Origin of the sequence: Kribbella sp. NPDC000426, assembly GCF_040300265.1 — a bacterium.
Taxonomy (GTDB): Bacteria; Actinomycetota; Actinomycetes; order Propionibacteriales; family Kribbellaceae; genus Kribbella.
Genome location: NZ_JBEPDK010000001.1, coordinates 1071657 through 1091893 on the forward strand (window position 1 = coordinate 1071657; position 20237 = coordinate 1091893).

The following is a 20237-nucleotide window of genomic DNA, read 5'->3' on the forward strand; positions in this document are numbered from 1 at the left end:
CGCCGCGGTATGCATGCGCCGACGTTCGGTCATCAGCGGCCGGTTCGACAGTTCCTACGTAGCCACGAAGGCACCCGACCGCGGCCGCATACCCTGACCAGCGTCATGAGGCGGAACACACATTCATCTTGCAAATAAGGGATTCTGGCGACTCGGCCGATTTGGCGAGCCGGTCCAGACCATGTAGAATCGAACACATGTTCGACACGGATCTGGAGCAGCTGTCGACGGCCGACCTACTCGAGTCCGCCGCCGAACAGCGCGCGACGGCCAACCGCGCCGACACCCGACTGCTGCAGCACGCCCAGATCTACGCCGACCGCCACCACCCCTCCACCTGCAGCACCCGCCCGATCCGCCCCGGCCGCCGGTCAGCCGACGGCCGCGAGCGGGCCGTGGTGCTCGGCGGTGACGGCTGCCCAGAGATCGCCGAGTTCGCCATCGCCGAATTCGGTGTGATGCTCGCGATCTCGCCGATGGTCGCCGCCGGCCTCCTCGGCGAGGCTTTGGCGTTGCGGCACCGGTTCCCGTTCACCTGGGCCCGCGTCCAATCCGGCGACGCCACCGCCTGGAAGGCCCGCCGCCTCGCCGCCGACTGCATGAAACTGTCCGAGGAGGCCGCCCGGTACGTCGACCAGCGGGTCGCGCCGCTGATCGACGCCATCACCCCATACCGCCTGGACAAGATCATCCGCGCCGCCAAACTCCACGCCGCCCCCGACCAGGCCCGCGCCGAAGCCGCCGACGCGGCCGGTGAGCGAGGCGTGTTCGTGGGCCGCAGCGACGCCCACGGCAACAAAACCATCTACGCCAAAGCCCCCGCCGGCGCCGTCATCCGCCACGACGCCACCATCACCGCCATCGCCGAAGCCCTCAAAACCTTCGGCGACACCCGCCACCTCCAACACCGCCGCGCCGACGCCCTCGGCATCATCAGCGACCCCCGCTACACCCAAGAACTCCTCACCCAAGCCCACAACCACCCCACCGCAGCCCCGACCACCTCCCCAAGCACCGCCACAGACACCGCCGCCGACACCGCGCCCGCCGACACCGCCACAAAGCCCGCCACAGACCTCGCGGCAGACCTGGCGGCAGACACCGCCGCCGCGGCCGCAGACAGCTCAACTCCGGCCCCAACCTCTGTCCGGCGTTCGGCGAAGACGCACTCAGAAACAGGCCCAGGCCGACGCCCCGCAGCAGCAGACCCACAAACAGGCGTCAGCAACCGATCCGCAGCGACAGACTCACTGTCAGATGCCGGCACGGGATCCGCAACAGCGGACTCGCAGACCGGCGTCGACAGACGATGCGCGGCCACAGGCACCGGCGCATTCGATCCGCCCGACCGCATGAGCCACGCACCATGCCAGTCGCCGGACCCGGCTCACAGCCAAGCTACGGCGCGCCCGGCAACCCCACCCCACGCCGACCCGCGCAACAGCCCGGACAACACACCAACCCCGTCGCCAGACCCAGCCCGCAGTCGCAGCACGGCACGGCACGCCCAGCAACCCCACCCCACGCCGACCCGCGCAACAGCTCAGACAACACACCAACCCCGTCGCCAGACCCAGCCCGCGGTCGCAGTACGGCACGCCCGGCAAGCTCACTGCACGCCGGCCTGCGCGACCGTTCGAGCGGCGCGCCGCGCACGCCGTCCACGTCGGCCGGGCCGGCGCTCAGTGACACGACCGCCCGCCCGGTGAGCCCGCCGTACGACGGACCGACGGGTGGTGGCACCGACGTTGCTGACCGGACCGCTGACCTCAGCGATGACCCGGTCGAACTGCGGGAGCCTCCGTTGGAAGACGGCGCCGGGCCGTGCGATCCCGATCCGCCCAGTGACCCGTTCCACAGCCGACTACCGGAGTACGTTCCCGGTCCGCGCAGCGAACCCGAAGACGGCACGCCCATGGACGGTCACGCCCTCCGGGCGCTGGACGCGTGCCTCGCGCAGATCAAACGCGACGCCTACGCCGACCCGGCGAACCCGGCGAACCCGGCGAACCCGGCGAACTCCGTGAGGCCGGCGGGGCGGAGCGGCAGACAGGTGCGCCCTGGGCAGACCGAGGTCTTCGTCCACCTCACCGACCTCACCCTGGCCACCGGAACCGGTGTGCTGCGCGCCGAGGGGATCGGGCCGTTGCTGGCCGAGCAGCTCACCGAACTCGTCGGCCACGGCCCGTACACGGTCAAGCCGGTCATCGACCTCAACGACGCCGTCAGCGTCGACGCCTACGAGATCCCGGCCCGGATCAGAGAACGGATACGGCTGACCTACCCGGTAGAGCTGTTCCCGTACGGGACCCGCGAAAGCCACCGTGGCATCGATCTGGATCACATCGAGCCCTACGACCCGTACGGCCCAGCCGGGCAGACCAGCACCCGCAACCTGGCGCCGCTGAGCCGGTTCGCGCATCGGGTGAAGACGCATGCCCACGGGTGGGATGTCCGGCGCGTCGACCACAAGACCTTGGAGTGGACCACGCCGCACGGGTTCAGGTTCGAGGTCGGCCCAACCGGCACCCATCGACTGCCCAACGCCACATCAGACGGCTGAGATGGCCGCTCAGCCGCCGTACTGACCAACGCGATGCCGTGACACTCCACCGCCACGCCCTCGGAACTGCTCGTGGTCAGCGCGGTGGTCGGACTCAAGCGATGGATAAGTCGCGATATCGGCGAACGGGCCTGGTGCGCCAGGGTCGCTCGCAGGACACCAGAGACCCGGTTGGGTTGGCCATGGCATGGCGATCCCCCCCCGTTTATCTTTAGCTGGCAGCTGGGGCTCTGTACTGCTTGGTCCTAAGCGTCGTGGACATGTCCACGACGGCGTGCTTGCCCCGATGCCGGGAGTCAGAGAACTGTGGCCATCGGCATCTTCTGAACTCGCCAGCCAATGCAGCTCGAGCTCGCCGCTTCGGCCTTTGACAGATCCGTTCTGTGGCGGCTCCTCGCGTTGGCCGCCGATTTCCGGGCGTCGCCGACCTCGTGCAAGAGCCTGGTTACCGGTAGCCGCGGGCTTGGAGTTCGTAGAGTTCGGCGTAATGACCCGCGTTCGCGACTAGGTCGGCGTGATGGCCGACCTCGACGATCTTGCCTTGGTCCAGCACGACCACCAGGTCTGCTGCGGCGACGGTCGAGAAACGGTGTGTCACCAGTACCGTCACGGCGCCTCTCCAACCGGCCTGGCGTGCGGCGGCGGCGTATCGCTCGAACAGGTTGTGCTCGGTGGCTGCGTCGAGGGCGGAGGTCGGTTCGTCCAGGACCAGCAGCAGCGGGTGCGGCCGCATCATGCCGCGGCTGAGGGCGAGCCGTTGCCATTGGCCACCAGACAGGTCGACTCCGCCCGTCCAGGTGGTGCCGAGCTGGGTCGACAGGCCGTCGGGAAGAGCGCGCAGGACGTCCTCGGCGGCGCCGTCGCGCAGCGCCTGGTGGATCCGGACGTCGTCGTCAACCCCGTCCAGGTCTCCGACACCGACCACCTCACCCGCGGCGAGCTCGAAGGTCGGGTAATCCTGGAACGCTCCCGACATCCGCGCCCGCCAGGCCGTCAGGTTGTAATCGGTCAGGTCCGTGCCGTCGAGCAGGATGCGGCCGCGCGTCGGCTGGTAGAGGCCTGCCAGGAGCTTCACGAGGGTCGATTTCCCGGCGCCGTTCTCGCCGACGAGGGCCACGACCGAGCCCGCCGGGAGCTCCAGGTCTACGTCGGTGATCGAGTCGCGGTCGGCGCCGGGGTACCGGAAGCCGAGCCCCTCTAGGCGGATCCCCGTCTTCAGCTGGGTCGGCGGCTCGAGCTCGCCGCGATGGGCCTCGTCGACGTCGGCCGCGTAGTCCTGCAGCCAGAGGAAGCGCGAGGTGTTGCGCACCACGCGCGCGATGTCCTGGACGGCGAAGGAGACGATCCCGCTGACTCGCTCCAGTCCGCTGACCACACCGAACGCGACCACCAGAGACTGCACGGACACCGAGCCGGCGATCGCGTCGTGGGTCATCCACGCCAGCAGCGTGACGGCTGATCCGAAGAACAAACCGGAGACAGCGGCGGCCAGACCCGCGTTCTGAGCCGATGCCCGTACACCCGGCGCGCGCCAGGCCCTTGCCGCCTCCCGGACTCGTTGCTCCAGGTGGCGCTGCAGGCCGAATACTCGTGTCTCCGCACCTGCGTCCGCCGATGTGGTCAGGTCGATCAGGTGGCGGGTCAGGCGGCTCGGTGCGGCGCTTCGCTCCTCGGCGACGGTTCCCCATCGCATCGACCAGCGCGTCGTCAACAACCGCGGGACACCCAGTGCGGCCAGGATCAGCAGTCGCCAGTCGGCGGAGACCGCCACCAGCAGAATGCTCGCCGCGTATACCAGGGAGTTGACGGTGTTGATCAGAATATTGAGGCTGCTGCCGAGGATGCCGTCTTGGTCGCGGAGCATCTGCATCCGGTCCAGGTAGTCGGCGGTCTCGAGATGATCGAGTGTCGGAATGCCGGCGGTGAGCTCGACGATCTTCACGTCGAAGACGAAACCGACTTGTTCCATCAGCGCCACGCGGGCATTGGTACCGATGGTCTGCAGCACGTTGCTCAGCGCGGTAGAACCGACCAGTGCAGCAGCCGCGAGCAGCAGTTGGCGGGTGTCGCGGTCGATCGCGCCGGCCGCGAAGATTCCGATGAACAGGGGGGCGGCGGCCGTTAGAACTCTGCTGGCGGTCTCGGTCAGGCTGAGCAGGGCCAGCCGAGGGCTTGCCCGTACCGAGGTGGACAGCACTAGCCGGAGACCGCGCAACATCTGGTTCATCCGACCGGCTCCTGGCTCTCATCGCCGGCCCGTGCCTTGCTACCGGCCTGGGCGAATCTGCGGGCTTGGAGGGTGAACATCTCGGCATAGCGGCCGCCGGCGCGCATCAGCTCGTCGTGGCTCCCGTCCTCGACGATCCCGGCGCCGGGGTCGAGCACGACGATCCTGTCGACGTGACGGACGCTGGACAGCCGATGACTGACCAGGATCGTCGTCACATCCTGCGTGACCTGCAGGAACCGATCGAACAAGGCCGCTTCCGCGCGAACGTCCAGAGCAGCAGTCGGTTCATCGAGGATCAACACACCAGCTCCTCCGGCCACAGCAGCGAGTGCGCGGGCCAGCGCCACGCGCTGCCATTGCCCGCCGGACAGGTCGGTGCCGCCCTCGTACTCGGCGGACAGGACGGTGTCCCAGCCATGCTCGAGACGATCCAGCAGATCGTTGCCACCGGCGTCGACCAGCGCTCGGTCGAGGACACGCTGGTCATGACGCCGCGCCACTGCACCGAACCCGACGTTGTCCCGTAAGGAAAGGTGGTAACGGACGAAGTCCTGGAAGATCACCGCCACCCGCCGCCTCGCCGCCGGGCTCTCGGCGGGGTCTGCTCCATCCACGCGGACGGTGCCTTGGTCGGGTCGATACAAGCCGCAGAGGAGCTTGATCACGGTGGACTTGCCTGCGCCGTTCACTCCGACGATGGCCACCGACTGGCCGGCCGGGATATGCAGGCTGAGACCGCTGAGTGCCGGCTCGTCCCGTGTCGGATAAGTGAAGGCGACGTTCTCGATGACAACCCCGACCGCACGGTCCTCCTGGCTCGGTGCAGACTGGTGGTCCTCGGAGCTCAACACGGCTGGGTGGGTCTCAGGGAGGCCGATCTCCCGGCGGAGGCGCGCCAGCTCGACGGCCGCCGCCGTACTCTGGCCGAGCGCCATCTGAGGATCTCCGAGGATGCCGAACGCTTCGAGCGCCAGCACGGCCTGGGTCAAGGTGATCACGCCCGCCAATCCGACGACTCCGGTCGCGACATCGTTGACGAGCAACGCCAATGCACCGCCCACCGCGATCGCCATCACAAGGCAAGCCAGGTAGACCGGCCGCAGCCCTTGCTTTCGCAACGGCCACAGGGTCGCCATCGCCGAGAGCCAGGTCGCGCGGTACCGGTCCACTAGCCAGTCCGTCAGCCCGAACAGCCGGACCTCCTTGGCCGCCTCGGTCTGGACCAACAGCCCGCGGACGTAGCGTGCCCGCCGCAGTTCGCTCGCCGAGCTCTGCAGCAACTTGTCGAATGCCGTGTTCAGCCAAGTCGTGTATGTCTTGGACAACAGCATGAACGAGCCGGCGATCAGGAAGGGCGCCCACCAGCGCCAGGACAGCAGTACTGCGACAGCGCCGATCCCGGTCAGCCGACGGGCCACAACGGTCCAGGTGTTGTCCAGACCGAAGGCGAAGGTCCAGTCCCTCGTCGCCTCCACCACAGCCTGCAACCGGCCAGAGAAACCCGGCGAATCCAGCAGATCAAGCTCCTGCGGATGCAACCCGGTCTGGGCGACCAGCTCGAACACGTGCGCGACGTACCCGGCCGAGGTCTTGGCGGTCACCCAGCCCATCAATGCAGCGAGAAGAGGGCCACTAACCAGCAGTACCGCCGTTACCACGAACCAGCGCCACGCCTCATCCGCCGTCGGCGAACCGGCGCCGCTGTGAAGCGCGTCGGGCAGGGAGCCGACGAACTGCCCGGTCGAGATCATCAGCACGGTGCCGACGGCCGAACTCAGCACGGTGGTCAGCACCGCCGCCGAGGTCCAGCCCGGACAAGCGCGCCAGAGCAACCGCGCATGCAACCCGTATCGCCCGGCCGTCTCGGCGAACCCGGTCAGCACGGCATCAGGACAAACAGTCGCAGTTTCTCGCACACACCACGCACAGTGGGCCTCCTGCCTCAGACCTACACCGTCCCAGCACCCGCTCGACCCGAGCAACGCATTTCCCGCCGCGTAACGTGATTGGCATGGAGACGTTCGAGGGGCGGGTTGTGGTCAACGACGGGGGTGGGGCCTGGGTGGAGGTGCCTGCTGAGGTGGTTGTGGCGCTGGGTGGGGGTGGGCGGATTCCGGTGCAGGCGACGTTCGACGGGATTGGCTATCGGGGGTCGATCGCGTCGATGGGCGGGTGTATGGCGTTGGGGATTCTGAAGGGGATCCGCGGCGAGCTGGGAAAGGGCGCCGGGGACGTCGTGACGGTGACGGTGGAGCGGGATACGGCTGAGCGGACGGTTGAGGTGCCCGAGGACCTCGCGGCGGCGCTGGCTGCTGAAGGTCTGCGGGAGGCGTTCGACAAGCTGGCGTACAGCCATCGGCGGGAGCATGTGCAGGCGATCCTCGACGCGAAGAAGCCGGAGACGCGTCGGCGGCGGATCGGTAAGGCGTTGGAGATGCTCAGGTCCTCTTGAGGGAGGCGAGTTCGGTCCGGTTGGAGACGCCGAGTTTGGCGTAGACGTGGGCCAGGTGGGTCTTGACCGTGCCGCGGCTCATGAACAGCCGTTCGCCGATCTCGGGGTTGCTGAGGCCTTCGACGGCGAGGTCGACCACCTGCTGCTCGGTGGGCGTGAGGCTCGCCCAGCCGGACGACGGGCGGCCGCGAGAACCGCGCGTACGGCGGGCGTAGGCGACGGCATCGTCCAGTGACAGCACCGGGTCGTCCGACGTTGGCAAGTCGGGATGGTCGGGCGGTGTGGCTAGGCCGAGGGCCAACCGTGAGGCCGCGGCGGCGGTGGCCAGGCGGGCGGCATCGGCAGCGCGGTTGGCGTGGTTTGCCAACAGGGCAAGGGATTCCAGGCTTTCGATGAGGTACGTACGCAGCCCGTGATCCACCCGGATCGTCAATGCCTGGTGCATCAGGTCCGCCGCCTTGTCCGGCTGTGTGCTGATCGCCATGCGCCCTTGCAGATCGAGGGCGTCGGCGAGAATACGCGGAAGGTTGTAGCGCCGCGCCAGCTCAACGGCACGTTCCAGCAGCGGTCCCGCATCCTGCCCGCGAGCTCGCTCAGCGGCCGCGACCGAGGGCAGGAGCATCGCGGGTACGAACGTGTTCGCCAAGGGGCTGTCCACCGCGACCTCACGTGCCGTCCACTTCACGGCAGCGTCGTACTCGCCGCTCCAGTAGGAGATCAGCCCCATCACCTGGCCAAGATTCGGTACGACGGCGCCCGCGGTCTCAGCCAATTCGACCAGCGGCCGCATCAACGAGCGTGCTTCGTCGAGCCGACCGGTCCGGACCAGCAGCGTCGCCAACTGCCCGCGCGCCGTCCCGACCCGGTGGAAGTCGGCCAGCGGTTCGGCCGCGGCGAGCGCGCGCTCACCGATCTCGACCGCCTTCAGCGGTTCACCCGTCGACATCAGGCTCTCGGACCACACGGTCAGCACGGTCGATGCGATCCCGCGTTCGCCGCTGGTGATCAGGCCGTCGGCTGCCAGGTCGAGCAGTGGCCGCAGTTCGTCGTGCCTGTCCCACAAGGAAAGCAGGACGCACTGCAAGGCGATGTTCGCGTTCCGCGCCGGCTCGTTGTCCCCCGCCAGCTGCACTCCCTCGGCCGTCAGATCCCACGCCTTCTGGAAGTCCGTGAAGAACTCGCCGACCGCGACCAGCGCCAGGAACAGCGACCGCAACCGGTCGTCACCCAGCTCGGTAGCGAGCGCGAGCCCGCGCCCCGCCGCGTCGTACCCGAACGGATCGACCGTGTCCGCGACCGTCGCATAGCCGTAGAGCAAACGGGCCTGGAGCAACGACCGCTCGTCCGGCGCGAGCTCGATCGCCCGGCGCAGGTAGCCGATGCCCTCGTTGCCGGTCGCCTGCAGGTTCCACAACCATCGCAGGGTGGCGGCCAACCGACGACCACGATCGGGGTCGGTCGACAGACCGTGCTCGAGAGCGGCCCGGTAGTTCTCCCGGTCAGGCTCGATCTGCGCCCGCCAGGCCTCGCGATCCACGTCCAGCAAGGGTTCTGCGGCCTCAGCCACCGTCAGGTAGTGCTCGAGGTGACGCGCGCGGGTCTCCTCGGCCTCGCCGGCCTCGGCCAGGCGCGCTGCGGCGTACTCGCGGATCGTCTCGAGCAGCCGGTACCGGCCGCTCTCGGCCACCACGAGCGATTTGTCGACAAGCCGCGCAAAATCCTCGAGTACGACGTCGCACACGGCGGTCGCTGCTTCCAGCGTGAAACCGCCCGCGAAGACCGCCAGCTTCCGGAACACCTGGCGCTCGTCCGGAGCGAGCAGGTCGTAGCTCCAGCCGATCGACGCGGCGAGCGTCTGCTGCCGCGCCGCGACCCCACGAACGTTCTTCGTCAGCAGGCCGAACCGATCATCCAGACCCGCTGCGATCTGCGCGGGCGTCAAGGTACGGACCCGGGCGGCCGCCAGTTCGAGCGCCAGCGGGATGCCGTCCAACCGGAGGCAGATCGAACGGATGGCCTCGTCCGATTCCGGAAACTCCTGGCCGGCACGTTCGAGGAACAGTGCTCGTGCCTCGGACGGAGCGAGCGCAGGCACTCGCCAGATCGCCTCGCCCGGCAGGTCGAGCGGCTCACGACTGGTCGCCAGTACGGAGATCTCCGGGCAGCCGGTGTGCAGCGCCAGGACGAACTCCGCAACCCCGTCGATGATCTGCTCGCAGTTGTCCAGGCAGATCATCGCCCGCTTGGTCCGCAACTGACCGAGCAGCAGACGATCGCCCGGCTCGACGAGCAGTCCGATCGCCGCAGCGACGGCCTCCGGGATCTGCCCGGCGTCCGTGACCGCAGAAAGATCGACCCACCACACTCCGTCAGGCCAGCGCTCGGCCAACTGGGCTGCTGTTTGCGCGGCCAATCGAGTCTTGCCGCTGCCGCCCGGGCCGGTGAGAGTGACCAGCCTGCTGCCGGAGAGTTGCGTTCGAAGCGCGGCGACTTGCGTCTGGCGACCGACGAAGCTGGTGAACATCACCGGCAGGTTGTTCGGCACCTGGTCGAGCGATCGCAGCGGCTCAGTCGTCGCGGTCAGCTCGAAGATCCGCTCGGCTGAGCTGAGGTCGCGCAACCGGTGTACGCCGAGATCGGTCAGGGTCACATCGGTGCGCCGGACGGCAGGCGCATCAGCGCGTTCGTCGGTGTCCGACGGACCCGCGGCAGTTGTTGCTGTGAGCAACGTCTGTCCCGGATTGGCGATCGCTAGCAATTGCTCGGCATGCCGGATGGCCGGGCCGGTGGTCGGCGCGGTGTGGAGGGCGATCCGGAGCAGCTCCCCCGCCGGCACCAGCGACGCCGCCTCACGAAGCTCAGCGGCCGCGGCGATTGCATCCGCGGGTTCGTCGTACACCAGAACAGGCCAGCCGGCGTCCCGTCGTACGAGCAGTTCCCCCGGCAGGTCCGCGGCCAGCCCGGCCAGGCGTGCGTAGGCGGGCGCGCTGGCGGCACCGGCGTACGACGCGGCAAGAACAGTCACCCCACCCATGCCGGTCAGTCTGCCATCCGGCTGTGTCGGGTCGCCGTTGTCGACAGTATTCGTTACCCTCCGGGGCAGGGGGTCGAGGAGAGTGAGGAGCCTGATGGCAGACACCACATCGACTGACCACGGACGATTCGCACTACCGACCAAGAATCTGCCCGCACCGCAAGTTCGCGACCTGCCCGAGCCGCCCACGAAGACCTGGAAGATCATCGGCCCCGGCATGGTCGGCGCCGGCGTGGGGCTGGCCTCGGGTGAGTTCATCCTCTGGCCGTACATCTCCAGCCAGGTCGGCCTGGTGTTCCTCTGGGGCGCCGTCGTCGGCGTGGTGGTCCAGTGGTTCCTGAACATGGAGATCGAGCGGTACACGCTGGCAACTGGTGAGACAGCGTTGACCGGCTTCAACCGGTACGGGAAACACTGGGGCCTGTTCTTCGCGATCATGACGTACTTCGCGAACCTCTGGCCCGGCTGGGCGACGAGTTCCGCGAGCATGCTCACGTACCTGTTCGGCGCCGGTGATCCGCGCTGGATCGCGATCGGCATGCTGCTGCTGATCGGCGCGATCCTGACGTTCGCGCCGGTCGTCTACGTGATGCTCGAGCGACTGATCGCGGTGAAGATCGCCGCGGTCGCGCTGCTCGTCATCCTCGCGCTGGTGTTCGCGATCCGCGCGAAGACGTACGGCGCTCTCGGTGACGCCGTCACGCACCCGCAGTTCCCCGCCGATCAGCTCGGGTTCGCGCTGGTGATGGGAGCGATCGCGTACGCCGGCGCGGGCGGCGGCCAGAACCTTGTGCAGAGCAACTGGATCCGGGACAAGGGCTTCGGCCAGGGTGCACATGTGCCGCGGCTGACGTCGCCAGTAACAGGTGAGACCGAGGCGGACCCGACCGCCAACGGGTACACGTTCACGCCGGACGACGCGAACCTGGCCCGCTGGCGGCGCTGGTGGAAGTTCGCGAACATCGAGCAGGCCGCGACGTTCGTCGCGATCACCGTGATCACGATCGCGTTCACGTCGATGCTCGCCCACGCCACCCTGTTCGGGAACCCGGACGTCAAGAACAACATCGGCTTCCTGAAGATCGAGGGCACGACGCTGCAGACCCTCGTCGGCGGCTGGTTCGGGTACCTGTTCTGGGCGATCGGCGCGTTCTCGCTGTTCGCCGCCGCGACCGGCATCGTCGACTACACGTCGCGGCTGTCGTCCGACATGATCAAGGCCCGCTACCTGTGCGAGTCGAAGATCACCGAGTCCAAGCTGTATTTCTGGCTGGTCTGGGGCCTCGTTGCCTTCGGCATCATCGTCCTCCTGGCCGGCCTGACCCAGCCACTGGTCCTGCTGGTCATCTCCGCCTGCACCGCCGGCACGATGATGTTCGTGTACTCCGGCCTGCTCTGGTGGATGAACTCACGCGCCCTCCCGCACGCGATCCGCATCACCACCTGGCGCACCGCAGTACTGGCCTTCTCGTTCCTGGCCTTCGGCTTCCTGGCCGTCTTCACCATCATCGACCAGGTGAAGAAGCTCTAGGCGGCCCCCGTCAGCCGAGGAAGTCGACAGCGGCTTCCTCGGCTGCGGTACGTCGCACCACCTGCACCCCGCTGCGCTCGCGGACCGTGCGGTAGACCTCGACCGACGCCTTCAGAGCGCGCAAGCAGTCTTCGCGACCAGCTGTCGCGACAGTTTGGCTCAGCGCCGGCACGAGTTCCGGCGCGATCGTTTCGAGCCGCCGTACGCCGGCCGGCCGCGTGGTCCGCCCGATTCCGGCCAACGGGGCGATCGCAGCCGCGCGGATCATGCCCAGCGCGTCGATCGCCTCGAACAACCGGCAAACTCCTTCGCCTCAGCCAAGCACTCCGGCTGCCCCTCCGGCGTGCTCCGGAACCATGCTCACCAGTCCTCCCTGGATCAGGTCAGCAGGCCATCATCACACGCCACCAGATCACGGCGCGAACGGATTACTGCAGCCCGTACTGGTCCCGGAGTCCCTGCACCAGTCGCCACTGATCCTCGGCGAGTTCCGTTGCGCCGAGCCCGCTCAAGGCGTCCCCCAGCGACGCCCGGACTCTCACCTCGAGCTCACGGCTGTTCTCACCGATCAACGCCAGCGCTTCCTCGAGATGACCCCGCGCCGCCGCGTACGCCGTCGACTGCACCTCGGCCGCACCGAGGAGCTGGAGGTGGTCGGCCACCGCGAACGGGCTGCACGAACCCTTCACCGTGGCCAGTTCGGTCCGTAGCCAGTTGCGCGCGCTGTCCGGCCGGCCGCAGCGGAGATAGGTGTCGCCGATGGAGCGGGACAGCCATGCGAACGACGTCGGTTCGTGGACGCGGACCAGCGTCGCGGCGAGCTCGAACTCCCGGTCCTGTTCGTCCGGCCGGCCTAGGCGGCCGGCCAGGACACCAAGGGTGAACCGCGCCTGCCCCTCAAGAGCCTCGTCCCCGGCCTTGAGTGCGAGCTCCAAGCCGGTCTCAGCGTGGGTCATCCCCTCGTCCAGCCGGTCGAGGCGCTCCAGGAACTGAGCAAGCGCGAACAGGCTGTGGATCAGCATCCACTCCGATCCCGGCGCCCCGGACAACTCGACCGCGACCCGCATGTGAGCCGCCGCCCTCTCGAAGTCCGCCATGACCCCGTAGTGCTGTGCAAGGTTGTGCCTGATCGAGGCTTCCACCCCGGAAGGAGCGCAGCTCGGATCGCGGTGCAGCGCCGCCACCGCCAGCTCCCCCAGGCGCGCGCCGTCCGCGTTGCGTTGACGGTCGGCCCAGAACAGCACCATCCCGGCTGCGAGTCTGACCAAGGTCGTCAGGTCGGGCCAAGGGCCTGTCGTCAACCGCCCGGCAGCGGCGAGAACCTGGTCCGCCTCGGCGTCCAACCAGGCCATGACCTCCTCGTGTTCGAGCCCCTCGGACCCTGCCAACCACTGCTCGTCGAACCAAGCCCGCGAAGACGTTCCGAGGCGCGGCATCCGTGTCCGCCAGGCCATCGCGACGTAGAGAGCCACCACCCGGTCTCTGGCCGCGAGGCGCTCTGACGCGGAGATCCGGGCGGCCGCGAGCTCTTGCGCGTACGCGCGGAGCAGGTCGTGGAACTGGTACCGCCGCGGCCCGGACGACTCCAGGAGGTGCAGATCGACCAGTTGTTCCAGCAGCTCCTCGGTGGCGGCGACCGGGAGATCGAGCAGGCGGGCGGCGACCCGGACGTCCAGCTCTTCGCCGTCGTGCAGACCGAGCAGCCCGAACGCCGCGACGGCGCCTGCATCCTGCTCGGTCGCCGCCGCCAACGACACCTCGATGCTCATCCGTACGTCGAGGTCGCCGAGCGTCAGCTCGTCGAGGCGCCGGCGGTTCGTCCCGAGCCGTTCGGCGAAGTACTCCACGCTCCACGACGGCTGCGCGGCGAGCCGGGCGCCCGCGATCCGGAGCGCCAGCGGGAGTCCGCCGCACAGCCGGACGATCGCCTCCGCGTTGACCGGGTCCGACTCGATGCGTCCGTCACCGACGACCTGCGCCAGCAGCGAGCGTGCGTCGGGCTCTGGGAGCGCGTCCAAGGCGAGATGCGCCGCACCTGGCAGGGTCGTCAGTGACCGGCGACTCGTGATCAGTACCGCGCAGGTGGACGTCCCCGGCAACAACGGCAGCACCTGCGCCTCGTTCGCCGCGTTGTCGAGGAGGACAAACACACGGCGACCCGCCAGCGCTGAGCGGTACCTGGACGCCAGCTCGTCCACATCCGACACGTCGGTCTGCACACCTAGGCTGCCCATCAGCCGACCGAGCGCCTCCGCGACGACCATCGGCTCGCCGGGACCGAAACCGCGCAGGTTCAGGTACAGCTGGCCGTCCGGAAACTGTGCGGCCACCCGGTGCGCGACATGGACGCCGAGCGCGGTCTTGCCGACGCCGCCCATACCGGCGATGGCGGAGATGACGACGACACCTTGCCGCTCCTCACCTGACGAGAACAACTTCTCGACGTCGGCGATCTGCTCGTCGCGGCCGGAGAAATCCTCCAGGTCGTCCGGCAACTGCCCGGGAAGCTGCCGGCTCGTCCGCGATTGGGTGCCCGCGGCAACTAGTTCGGCGCGCTCGTCCCCGGCCAGCCCCAGACCGTCGGCCAGGAGCTTCAGCGTCAGCGGCCGAGGACTTCGACGCTTCCCGGCTTCCAGGGCCTTGATCGCCTCGACGCTGATCCCGGACGCCGAGGCGAGCTTCTCCTGCGAGAGGCCGGCGGTCCGCCGGAACTTCCGCAGTACGGTCCCGAAGTCAGACACGTGGGCCGTAGGCCTCCGGGGCGCCGTTGGCGGTGGTGAAGAGGGAGTAGACGGAGGTGGTCGCGGTGATGAAGAGGCGGTTGCGTTTGGGGCCGCCCCAGGTGAGGTTGCTGACGGTTTCGGGGACGAGGAGTTTGCCGAGGAGGGTGCCGTCCGGGTGGTAGATGTGGACGCCGTCCGCGGCCGACGCCCAGACGCGGCCGGCGGTGTCGAGGCGGAAGCCGTCGAAGATGCCGCTGCCGCACTCGGCGAACAGTTCGCCGCCGGAGAGCTTGTCGCCGTCGACGGTGAAGACGCGCAGCGTGCCCTCCTCCGAGTCGGAGATGTACAGCAGCGACTCGTCCGGTGAGAACGCGATCCCGTTCGGCCGGTTGAAGTCGTCCGCGACCCGGGTCAGTGCCCCGTCCGTCCCGACCCGGTACACATGGCACCCGCCGGTCTCGATCTCGCCCTTGTAGCCCTCGTAGTCGCTGTCGATCCCGTACGCCGGATCCGTGAACCAGACCGACCCGTCACGCTTCACCACGACGTCGTTCGGGCTGTTCAGCCGCTTCCCGTCGTACTCGTGGGCGAGCACGGTGATACCGCCGTGGTGCTCGGTCCGCGTCACCCGCCGGTTGCCGTGCTCGCAGCTCACCAGGCGGCCCTCGGTGTCGCGGGTGTGGCCGTTGGTGTTGCCGGCCGGGTGCCGGAAGATCGACACCTGGTACGACGTCTCGTCCCAGCGCAGGATCCGGTCGTTCGGGATGTCGCTCCAGAGCAGGTACCGCCCCGCGGCGGAGTACACCGGGCCTTCGACCCAGCGACCGCCGGTCCACAGCCGCTCGAGCAAGTTGTCGCCGCGGATCCCGGCGAACCGGTCGTCCAGCTTCTCCCAGACGGCCGGTGCGGTCCCTGCCAGCGGTTCCAGAATTCCGGTCATCCCGTCAGCCTATCCGGGTTGGACCTCCCGGCAGCAAGGATGTGCGTGGCGCCGAACGGGGGCGCAGAGCACGGCGCCGGAGTCAGACACCGTGATGTGGAGACATCCTTTGACGCTCGACACCGTTCGCGAAGACAAGGCGATCGAGAACCTCACCCACCGTCTCAACGACACCTTCGCCGACATCCGTACTCCTGAAGACATCGAAACCGCCGTCGCGGCGGCTCGCCGCCAGTTCGAAGGCGACCGCGTCCGCGACTATGTCCCGATCCTGGTCGAGCGGATGGCCCGCCAGGAACTCACCCCGCAACCCGAGCCGGCCGCCGCCGGCGGTCCGCCGACGCCGACGGTCACCGCGGAGCCGGCCAGCTGGCGGCAGCGCATCCCGATCGCCCTTCCCGCGGCGGTCGCCGGCGTGCTCGTACTCGCGACTGTCGCGACCGTGCTCGTCGTCCGCAACGGCAGCGACGTACAGGCCCAGACCGGTCTCATCACCGTCAGCGGCGTGATCGGCTCGGAGAAGCGCGCCTTCTTCGAGGACCCTGACGTGAAGGCGGCACTGGCCAAGCACGGGTTCGAGGTGAAGGTCGACACCGCCGGGTCGCGCGAGATCGCCACGTCGGTCGACCTGAGCAAGTACGACTTCGCGTTCCCGTCCAGCACGGTCGCCGCGGAGCGGATCCTGCAGCCGACGCCAGGTCGCCCGGCCGTGAGCGGCAAGAAGTACGCCGTGTTCTCGTCGCCGATGGCGATCGCGACGTACCAGCCGATCGTGGACCTGCTGTCCGCGACCGGGATCGCGCGGAAGGTCGACGGCACCTGGTACTTCGACGTTCGCAAGTACGTCGACCTGGCGAAGGCCGGCTGGCGCTGGACCAACATCCGCGGCAACACGACGTACCCGGTGAACAAGAAGATCCTGGTCACCACCACCGACCCGCGCACCTCGAACTCCGCGGCGATGTTCCTGGCGATCGTCAGTTATGTTGCCAACCACAACAATGTGGTGCAGAGCGCGGCGGACGAGAAGAAGGTGCTGCCGCTGGTCGCGCCGCTGTTCGTCAACCAGGGGTACACCGACAGTTCGAGCGAAGGCCCGTTCGACGACTACCTGTCGCTCGGGATGGGCAAGTCGCCGATGGTGAACATCTACGAGGCGCAGTTCGTCGACGCCGCCGTACACCACAAGCTCAAGCCGGGCATGGTGCTGATGTACCCGTCGCCGACGGTCCAGTCCAAGCACACGCTCGTCTCACTGAACGCCAACGGCGAGAAGCTCGGCGAGCTGTTGTCGACCGACACCGACCTGCAGGAGCTCGCGGCCAGGCACGGGTTCCGGACCGCCGACGAGTCGCAGTTCGCGAACGTCGTCAGCCAGGGCCGGTTCCCGGTCTCGACCGATGTCATCGACGTCGCGGACACTCCGACGTACGACACCCTCGAGCGGCTGCTGGAGGGTGTGTCGAAGTCCTACCGCTGAGCCGTCGTCAGCCACGACCAGACGGACGTGGTGGCGGTGATGAACAGGCGATTGCCCTTGGGACCGCCGAAGGTCAGGTTGGACACGACATTCGGTAGCAGCAGCTTGCCGATCAGAGTGCCGTCCGGGTCGAAGCAGTGCACGCCCTCGTGCGTCGCCGCCCAGACCCGGCCGGCGCTGTCCACCCGGATCCCGTCGAACATCCCGGCCTCGCACGGCGCGAACACCTCGCCGCCGCGCAGCTTCTCGCCCTCGACGTCGAAGCGCCGGATGTGCTTGCCCGGGGTGTCGACGACGTACAGCTCTCGTTCGTTCTGGGTGAAGGCGAGGCCATTCGGGCGGACGAAGTCGTCCGCGACCACGGTCAGCGCGCCGTCCGGCGCGATCCGGTAGACGTGGCAGCCGTCGAGCTCCTGCTCGGCCGCATGACCCTCGTAGTTCGAGGTGATCCCGTACGGCGGGTCGGTGAACCAGATCGAGCCGTCGCTGTGCTCGACCACGTCGTTCGGGCTGTTGAGCCGGTTGCCGCCGAGGTACGAGGCGAGCACCGTGCGGCTGCCGTCGTACTCCGTCCGGACGACCTGGCGATCGCCCTGCGAGCAGCTGATCAGCCGGCCGGCGCGGTCGATGGTGTTGCCGTTGACGTAGCCGGACGGCTCGCGGAACACGCTGACGTGTCCGGAGACCTCGTCCCAGCGCAGCATCCGGTCGTTCGGGATGTCGCTGAAGATCAGGCAGCGCCAGGCGGGCGAGTACGCCGGTCCTTCGAGCCAGCGGCCGCCGTCGTACAGGCACTCGACGTACTCGTCGCCGGCGATGCGGGCGAAACGCTCGTCGAGCACCACCAACTCGGCCCGGATCCGCGGCAGGGTGTTGGTGAGGGTGATCGTCATATCCGAACCATATCCTGCTATCGTCGCTCCGAACAGAACCAGATATGGATTGTGGTGCATATGACCATAGATGATGTGGATCGCAAGCTGCTGGCTGCGCTCCAGGAGGATGCCGGGCAGTCGTACGCCGCGCTCGGGGAGATCGCCGGGCTGTCGGCCGGATCGGCCCATGAGCGGGTGCGCAAGCTGAAGGCGGCCGGCGTGATCAGGCGTACGACGATCGACGTCGACCCGGCCGCGCTCGGCCACGGCGTACTTGCCTTCGTCCTGCTCGAGGCGAACGCGTGGATGGGCGACTCCCGCGAGGCGCTACTGGACATCCCGGCGGTCGAGGAGGCGCACATCATCGCGGGACCGGCGTCGGTCCTGGTGAAGGTCCGAACCACCACCACCGAGGCCCTCCAGGCCACCCTCCGCGCCCTCCACGAGGTCGACGGCGTCACCGGCACGCAGACAGTCGTCGTCCTGGAGTCGTTCTTCGAGCGCAAACCTGCCGTGGTGTGAGCAACGCCGTACTCCCGGAGAGCGCCGTTCACCCTAGACTCGGGCCAGCCGAAGGGAGTCAGCTGTGTCCGACAGCAAGCAGATCACCAAGGTGCTGGTCGCGAACCGGGGCGAGATCGCCGTCCGGGTCGTCCGGGCCGCCGCCGATGCAGGGCTGGGCAGCGTCGCACTGTACGCCGACCAGGACCGCGACGCGCTGTTCGTGCGGCTCGCCGACGAGGCGTACGCGCTGGACGGGTCGACACCGGCCGACTCCTACCTGAACATCGCCAAGATCCTGGACGTGGCGGCGCGCTCCGGCGCGGACGCCGTCCACCCGGGGTACGGCTTCCTGGCCGAGAACGCCTCCTTTGCGCAGGCCGTCATCGATGCGGGGCTGATCTGGATCGGGCCGCCGCCGTCGGCGATCGACTCGCTCGGCGACAAGGTCAAGGCGCGGCACATCGCGGAGAAGGTCGGCGCGCCGCAGGTGCCCGGTACGCCGGACCCGGTCGCGGATGCTTCCGAAGTGATCGCGTTCGCCGAGGAGTTCGGGCTGCCGATCGCGATCAAGGCGGCGTACGGCGGCGGCGGTCGCGGGATGAAGGTCGCGCGGACGATGGAGGAGATCCCGGAGCTGTTCGAGTCCGCGACCCGCGAGGCGGTCAGCGCCTTCGGGCGCGGCGAGTGCTTCGTCGAGCGGTACCTGGACAAGCCGCGGCACGTCGAGACGCAGTGCCTGGCCGATGCCCACGGCAACGTTGTCGTGGTCTCGACGCGGGACTGCTCGCTGCAGCGCCGGTACCAGAAGCTGGTCGAGGAGGCGCCGGCACCGTTCCTGTCCGCCGAGCAGATGTCGCTGCTGTACGACTCGTCGAAGAAGATCCTGCGCGAGGCGGGGTACGTCGGCGCGGGGACGTGCGAGTTCCTGGTCGGGCAGGACGGGCTGATCTCGTTCCTCGAGGTGAACACGCGGCTGCAGGTCGAGCACCCGGTGTCCGAGGAGGTCACGGGGCTGGATCTGGTGCGGGAGATGTTCCGGATCGCCCAGGGCGAGCCGTTGGGGTACGACGACCCGGAGGTTTCGGGGCACTCGATCGAGTTCCGGATCAACGCGGAGGACGGCGGGCGCGGGTTCCTGCCGGCGCCCGGGACGCTGACGCGGTGGCATGCGCCGTCGGGTCCCGGCGTACGGCTCGACGGCGGGTACGACCAGGGCGAGACGGTGCCGGGCGCATTCGACTCGCTGGTGGCGAAGCTGATCGTGACCGGCCGGGACCGTCAGCAGGCGCTGGAGCGGTCGCGGCGGGCGTTGCGTGAGTTCGTCGTCGAGGGGATGCCGACCGTGATCCCGTTCCACGCCGCGGTCGTCTCCGATCCGGCGTTCGTGGGGACGGACGGGTTCAAGGTCCACACGCGGTGGATCGAGACGGAGTACGACAACCAGCTCACGCCGTACGAGGGGCCGCTCGGCGAGCCGGCCGAGGACGGCGAACGCGAGAAGGTGACCGTCGAGGTCGGCGGCAAGCGACTCGAGGTCGTCCTGCCCGCTGGTCTTGGCGCTGTCGGGTCCGCTGCTGCGGGCGCGTCTGCCGGGGCGAAGAAGAAGCCGTCGCGGCGGGCCGGCGGGACCAAGGGCTCGGCCGCGTCCGGCGACTCCCTCACCTCACCGATGCAGGGCACCATCGTCAAGATCGCCGTCGAGGAAGGCGCCACCGTCACCGAAGGCGACCTCGTCGTCGTCCTCGAAGCGATGAAGATGGAACAACCCCTCAACGCCCACAAATCCGGCACCATCACCGGCCTCTCCGCCGAGGTCGGCGCCACCGTCTCCGCCGGCGCCCCCATCTGCGAAATCAAAGACTGACCCCACACCGCATGAAGGGAGCACCGCCCAAAGGACACACG

The 20237-nt window shown here is 68.5% G+C and carries 14 protein-coding genes; 7 read left to right on the forward strand and 7 right to left on the reverse strand.

The window, feature by feature from the left end:
- Window positions 1–197 precede the first annotated feature (197 nt).
- A complete protein-coding gene (locus tag ABT313_RS05205) occupies window positions 198–1709 on the forward strand; it encodes a hypothetical protein (protein ID WP_350848857.1) in 1512 nt (503 codons plus the stop codon).
- A 206-nt stretch (window positions 1710–1915) separates the two neighbouring features.
- Window positions 1916–2563, forward strand: coding sequence for a hypothetical protein (locus tag ABT313_RS05210; protein ID WP_350848859.1), 648 nt, complete (start codon window positions 1916–1918; stop codon window positions 2561–2563).
- 445 nt (window positions 2564–3008) lie between these two features.
- On the opposite strand, the gene ABT313_RS05215 is transcribed toward ABT313_RS05210, so the two are convergent.
- Both ABT313_RS05215 and ABT313_RS05220 read right to left on the reverse strand, forming a co-directional pair.
- Complete coding sequence (locus tag ABT313_RS05215) at window positions 3009–4790, reverse strand: ABC transporter ATP-binding protein (RefSeq protein ID WP_350848861.1); 1782 nt, start codon at window positions 4788–4790, stop codon at window positions 3009–3011.
- On the reverse strand, window positions 4787–6676 hold the full coding sequence (locus ABT313_RS05220; RefSeq protein ID WP_350848863.1) for an ABC transporter ATP-binding protein: 1890 nt from the start codon (window positions 6674–6676) through the stop codon (window positions 4787–4789). Before ABT313_RS05220 ends, ABT313_RS05215 begins: the two co-directional genes overlap by 4 nt.
- Window positions 6677–6804: 128 nt before the next feature.
- Here ABT313_RS05220 and ABT313_RS05225 point away from each other — a divergent pair, with 128 nt between their 5' ends.
- A complete protein-coding gene (locus tag ABT313_RS05225) occupies window positions 6805–7245 on the forward strand; it encodes a YdeI/OmpD-associated family protein (protein WP_350848865.1) in 441 nt (146 codons plus the stop codon).
- Here ABT313_RS05225 and ABT313_RS05230 read toward each other — a convergent pair.
- Window positions 7232–10279, reverse strand: a complete 3048-nt coding sequence (locus ABT313_RS05230; protein ID WP_350848867.1) for a helix-turn-helix transcriptional regulator — start codon at window positions 10277–10279, stop codon at window positions 7232–7234. The two genes, ABT313_RS05225 and ABT313_RS05230, sit on opposite strands and share 14 nt — an antisense overlap.
- Before the next feature lie 94 nt (window positions 10280–10373).
- Here ABT313_RS05230 and ABT313_RS05235 point away from each other — a divergent pair, with 94 nt between their 5' ends.
- On the forward strand, window positions 10374–11810 hold the full coding sequence (locus tag ABT313_RS05235) for an Nramp family divalent metal transporter (RefSeq protein ID WP_350848869.1): 1437 nt from the start codon (window positions 10374–10376) through the stop codon (window positions 11808–11810).
- Between the two features lie 10 nt (window positions 11811–11820).
- Here ABT313_RS05235 and ABT313_RS05240 read toward each other — a convergent pair whose 3' ends face one another.
- From ABT313_RS05240 to ABT313_RS05250, 3 genes are all read right to left on the reverse strand, one after another.
- Window positions 11821–12105 (reverse strand): hypothetical protein, encoded by a 285-nt coding sequence (locus ABT313_RS05240; RefSeq protein ID WP_350848871.1) that lies wholly within the window; start codon window positions 12103–12105, stop codon window positions 11821–11823.
- Window positions 12106–12238: 133 nt separating this feature from the next.
- On the reverse strand, window positions 12239–14551 hold the full coding sequence (locus ABT313_RS05245; protein ID WP_350848873.1) for a helix-turn-helix domain-containing protein: 2313 nt from the start codon (window positions 14549–14551) through the stop codon (window positions 12239–12241).
- Window positions 14544–15473 (reverse strand): SMP-30/gluconolactonase/LRE family protein, encoded by a 930-nt coding sequence (locus tag ABT313_RS05250; RefSeq protein ID WP_350848875.1) that lies wholly within the window; start codon window positions 15471–15473, stop codon window positions 14544–14546. The genes ABT313_RS05245 and ABT313_RS05250 overlap by 8 nt, the downstream gene beginning before the upstream one ends.
- A gap of 109 nt (window positions 15474–15582) precedes the next feature.
- Here ABT313_RS05250 and ABT313_RS05255 point away from each other — a divergent pair, with 109 nt between their 5' ends.
- Window positions 15583–16953, forward strand: coding sequence for a three-helix bundle dimerization domain-containing protein (locus ABT313_RS05255; protein ID WP_350848877.1), 1371 nt, complete (start codon window positions 15583–15585; stop codon window positions 16951–16953).
- Here ABT313_RS05255 and ABT313_RS05260 read toward each other — a convergent pair.
- Window positions 16944–17846, reverse strand: a complete 903-nt coding sequence (locus ABT313_RS05260) for an SMP-30/gluconolactonase/LRE family protein (protein ID WP_350848879.1) — start codon at window positions 17844–17846, stop codon at window positions 16944–16946. The two genes, ABT313_RS05255 and ABT313_RS05260, sit on opposite strands and share 10 nt — an antisense overlap.
- A gap of 60 nt (window positions 17847–17906) precedes the next feature.
- Between ABT313_RS05260 and ABT313_RS05265 the strand changes: the two genes are divergently transcribed.
- Both ABT313_RS05265 and ABT313_RS05270 read left to right on the forward strand, forming a co-directional pair.
- Window positions 17907–18350, forward strand: a complete 444-nt coding sequence (locus ABT313_RS05265; RefSeq protein ID WP_350848881.1) for an Lrp/AsnC family transcriptional regulator — start codon at window positions 17907–17909, stop codon at window positions 18348–18350.
- 64 nt (window positions 18351–18414) lie between these two features.
- Window positions 18415–20196: an acetyl/propionyl/methylcrotonyl-CoA carboxylase subunit alpha gene (locus tag ABT313_RS05270; protein WP_350848883.1), complete on the forward strand. Its 1782-nt coding sequence runs from the start codon at window positions 18415–18417 to the stop codon at window positions 20194–20196.
- Window positions 20197–20237: the final 41 nt, after the last annotated feature.

What these genes read in the sequence shown, in the direction of transcription:
- ABT313_RS05235 (WP_350848869.1), top strand. Translation starts at nt 10,374, where the DNA reads ATGGCAGACACCACATCGACTGACCACGGACGATTCGCACTACCGACC.
- ABT313_RS05225 (WP_350848865.1), top strand. Translation starts at nt 6,805, where the DNA reads ATGGAGACGTTCGAGGGGCGGGTTGTGGTCAACGACGGGGGTGGGGCC.
- ABT313_RS05215 (WP_350848861.1), bottom strand. Translation starts at nt 4,790, where the DNA reads ATGAACCAGATGTTGCGCGGTCTCCGGCTAGTGCTGTCCACCTCGGTA.
- ABT313_RS05210 (WP_350848859.1), top strand. Translation starts at nt 1,916, where the DNA reads ATGGACGGTCACGCCCTCCGGGCGCTGGACGCGTGCCTCGCGCAGATC.
- ABT313_RS05260 (WP_350848879.1), bottom strand. Translation starts at nt 17,846, where the DNA reads ATGACGATCACCCTCACCAACACCCTGCCGCGGATCCGGGCCGAGTTG.
- ABT313_RS05230 (WP_350848867.1), bottom strand. Translation starts at nt 10,279, where the DNA reads ATGGGTGGGGTGACTGTTCTTGCCGCGTCGTACGCCGGTGCCGCCAGC.
- ABT313_RS05205 (WP_350848857.1), top strand. Translation starts at nt 198, where the DNA reads ATGTTCGACACGGATCTGGAGCAGCTGTCGACGGCCGACCTACTCGAG.
- ABT313_RS05265 (WP_350848881.1), top strand. Translation starts at nt 17,907, where the DNA reads ATGACCATAGATGATGTGGATCGCAAGCTGCTGGCTGCGCTCCAGGAG.
- ABT313_RS05250 (WP_350848875.1), bottom strand. Translation starts at nt 15,473, where the DNA reads ATGACCGGAATTCTGGAACCGCTGGCAGGGACCGCACCGGCCGTCTGG.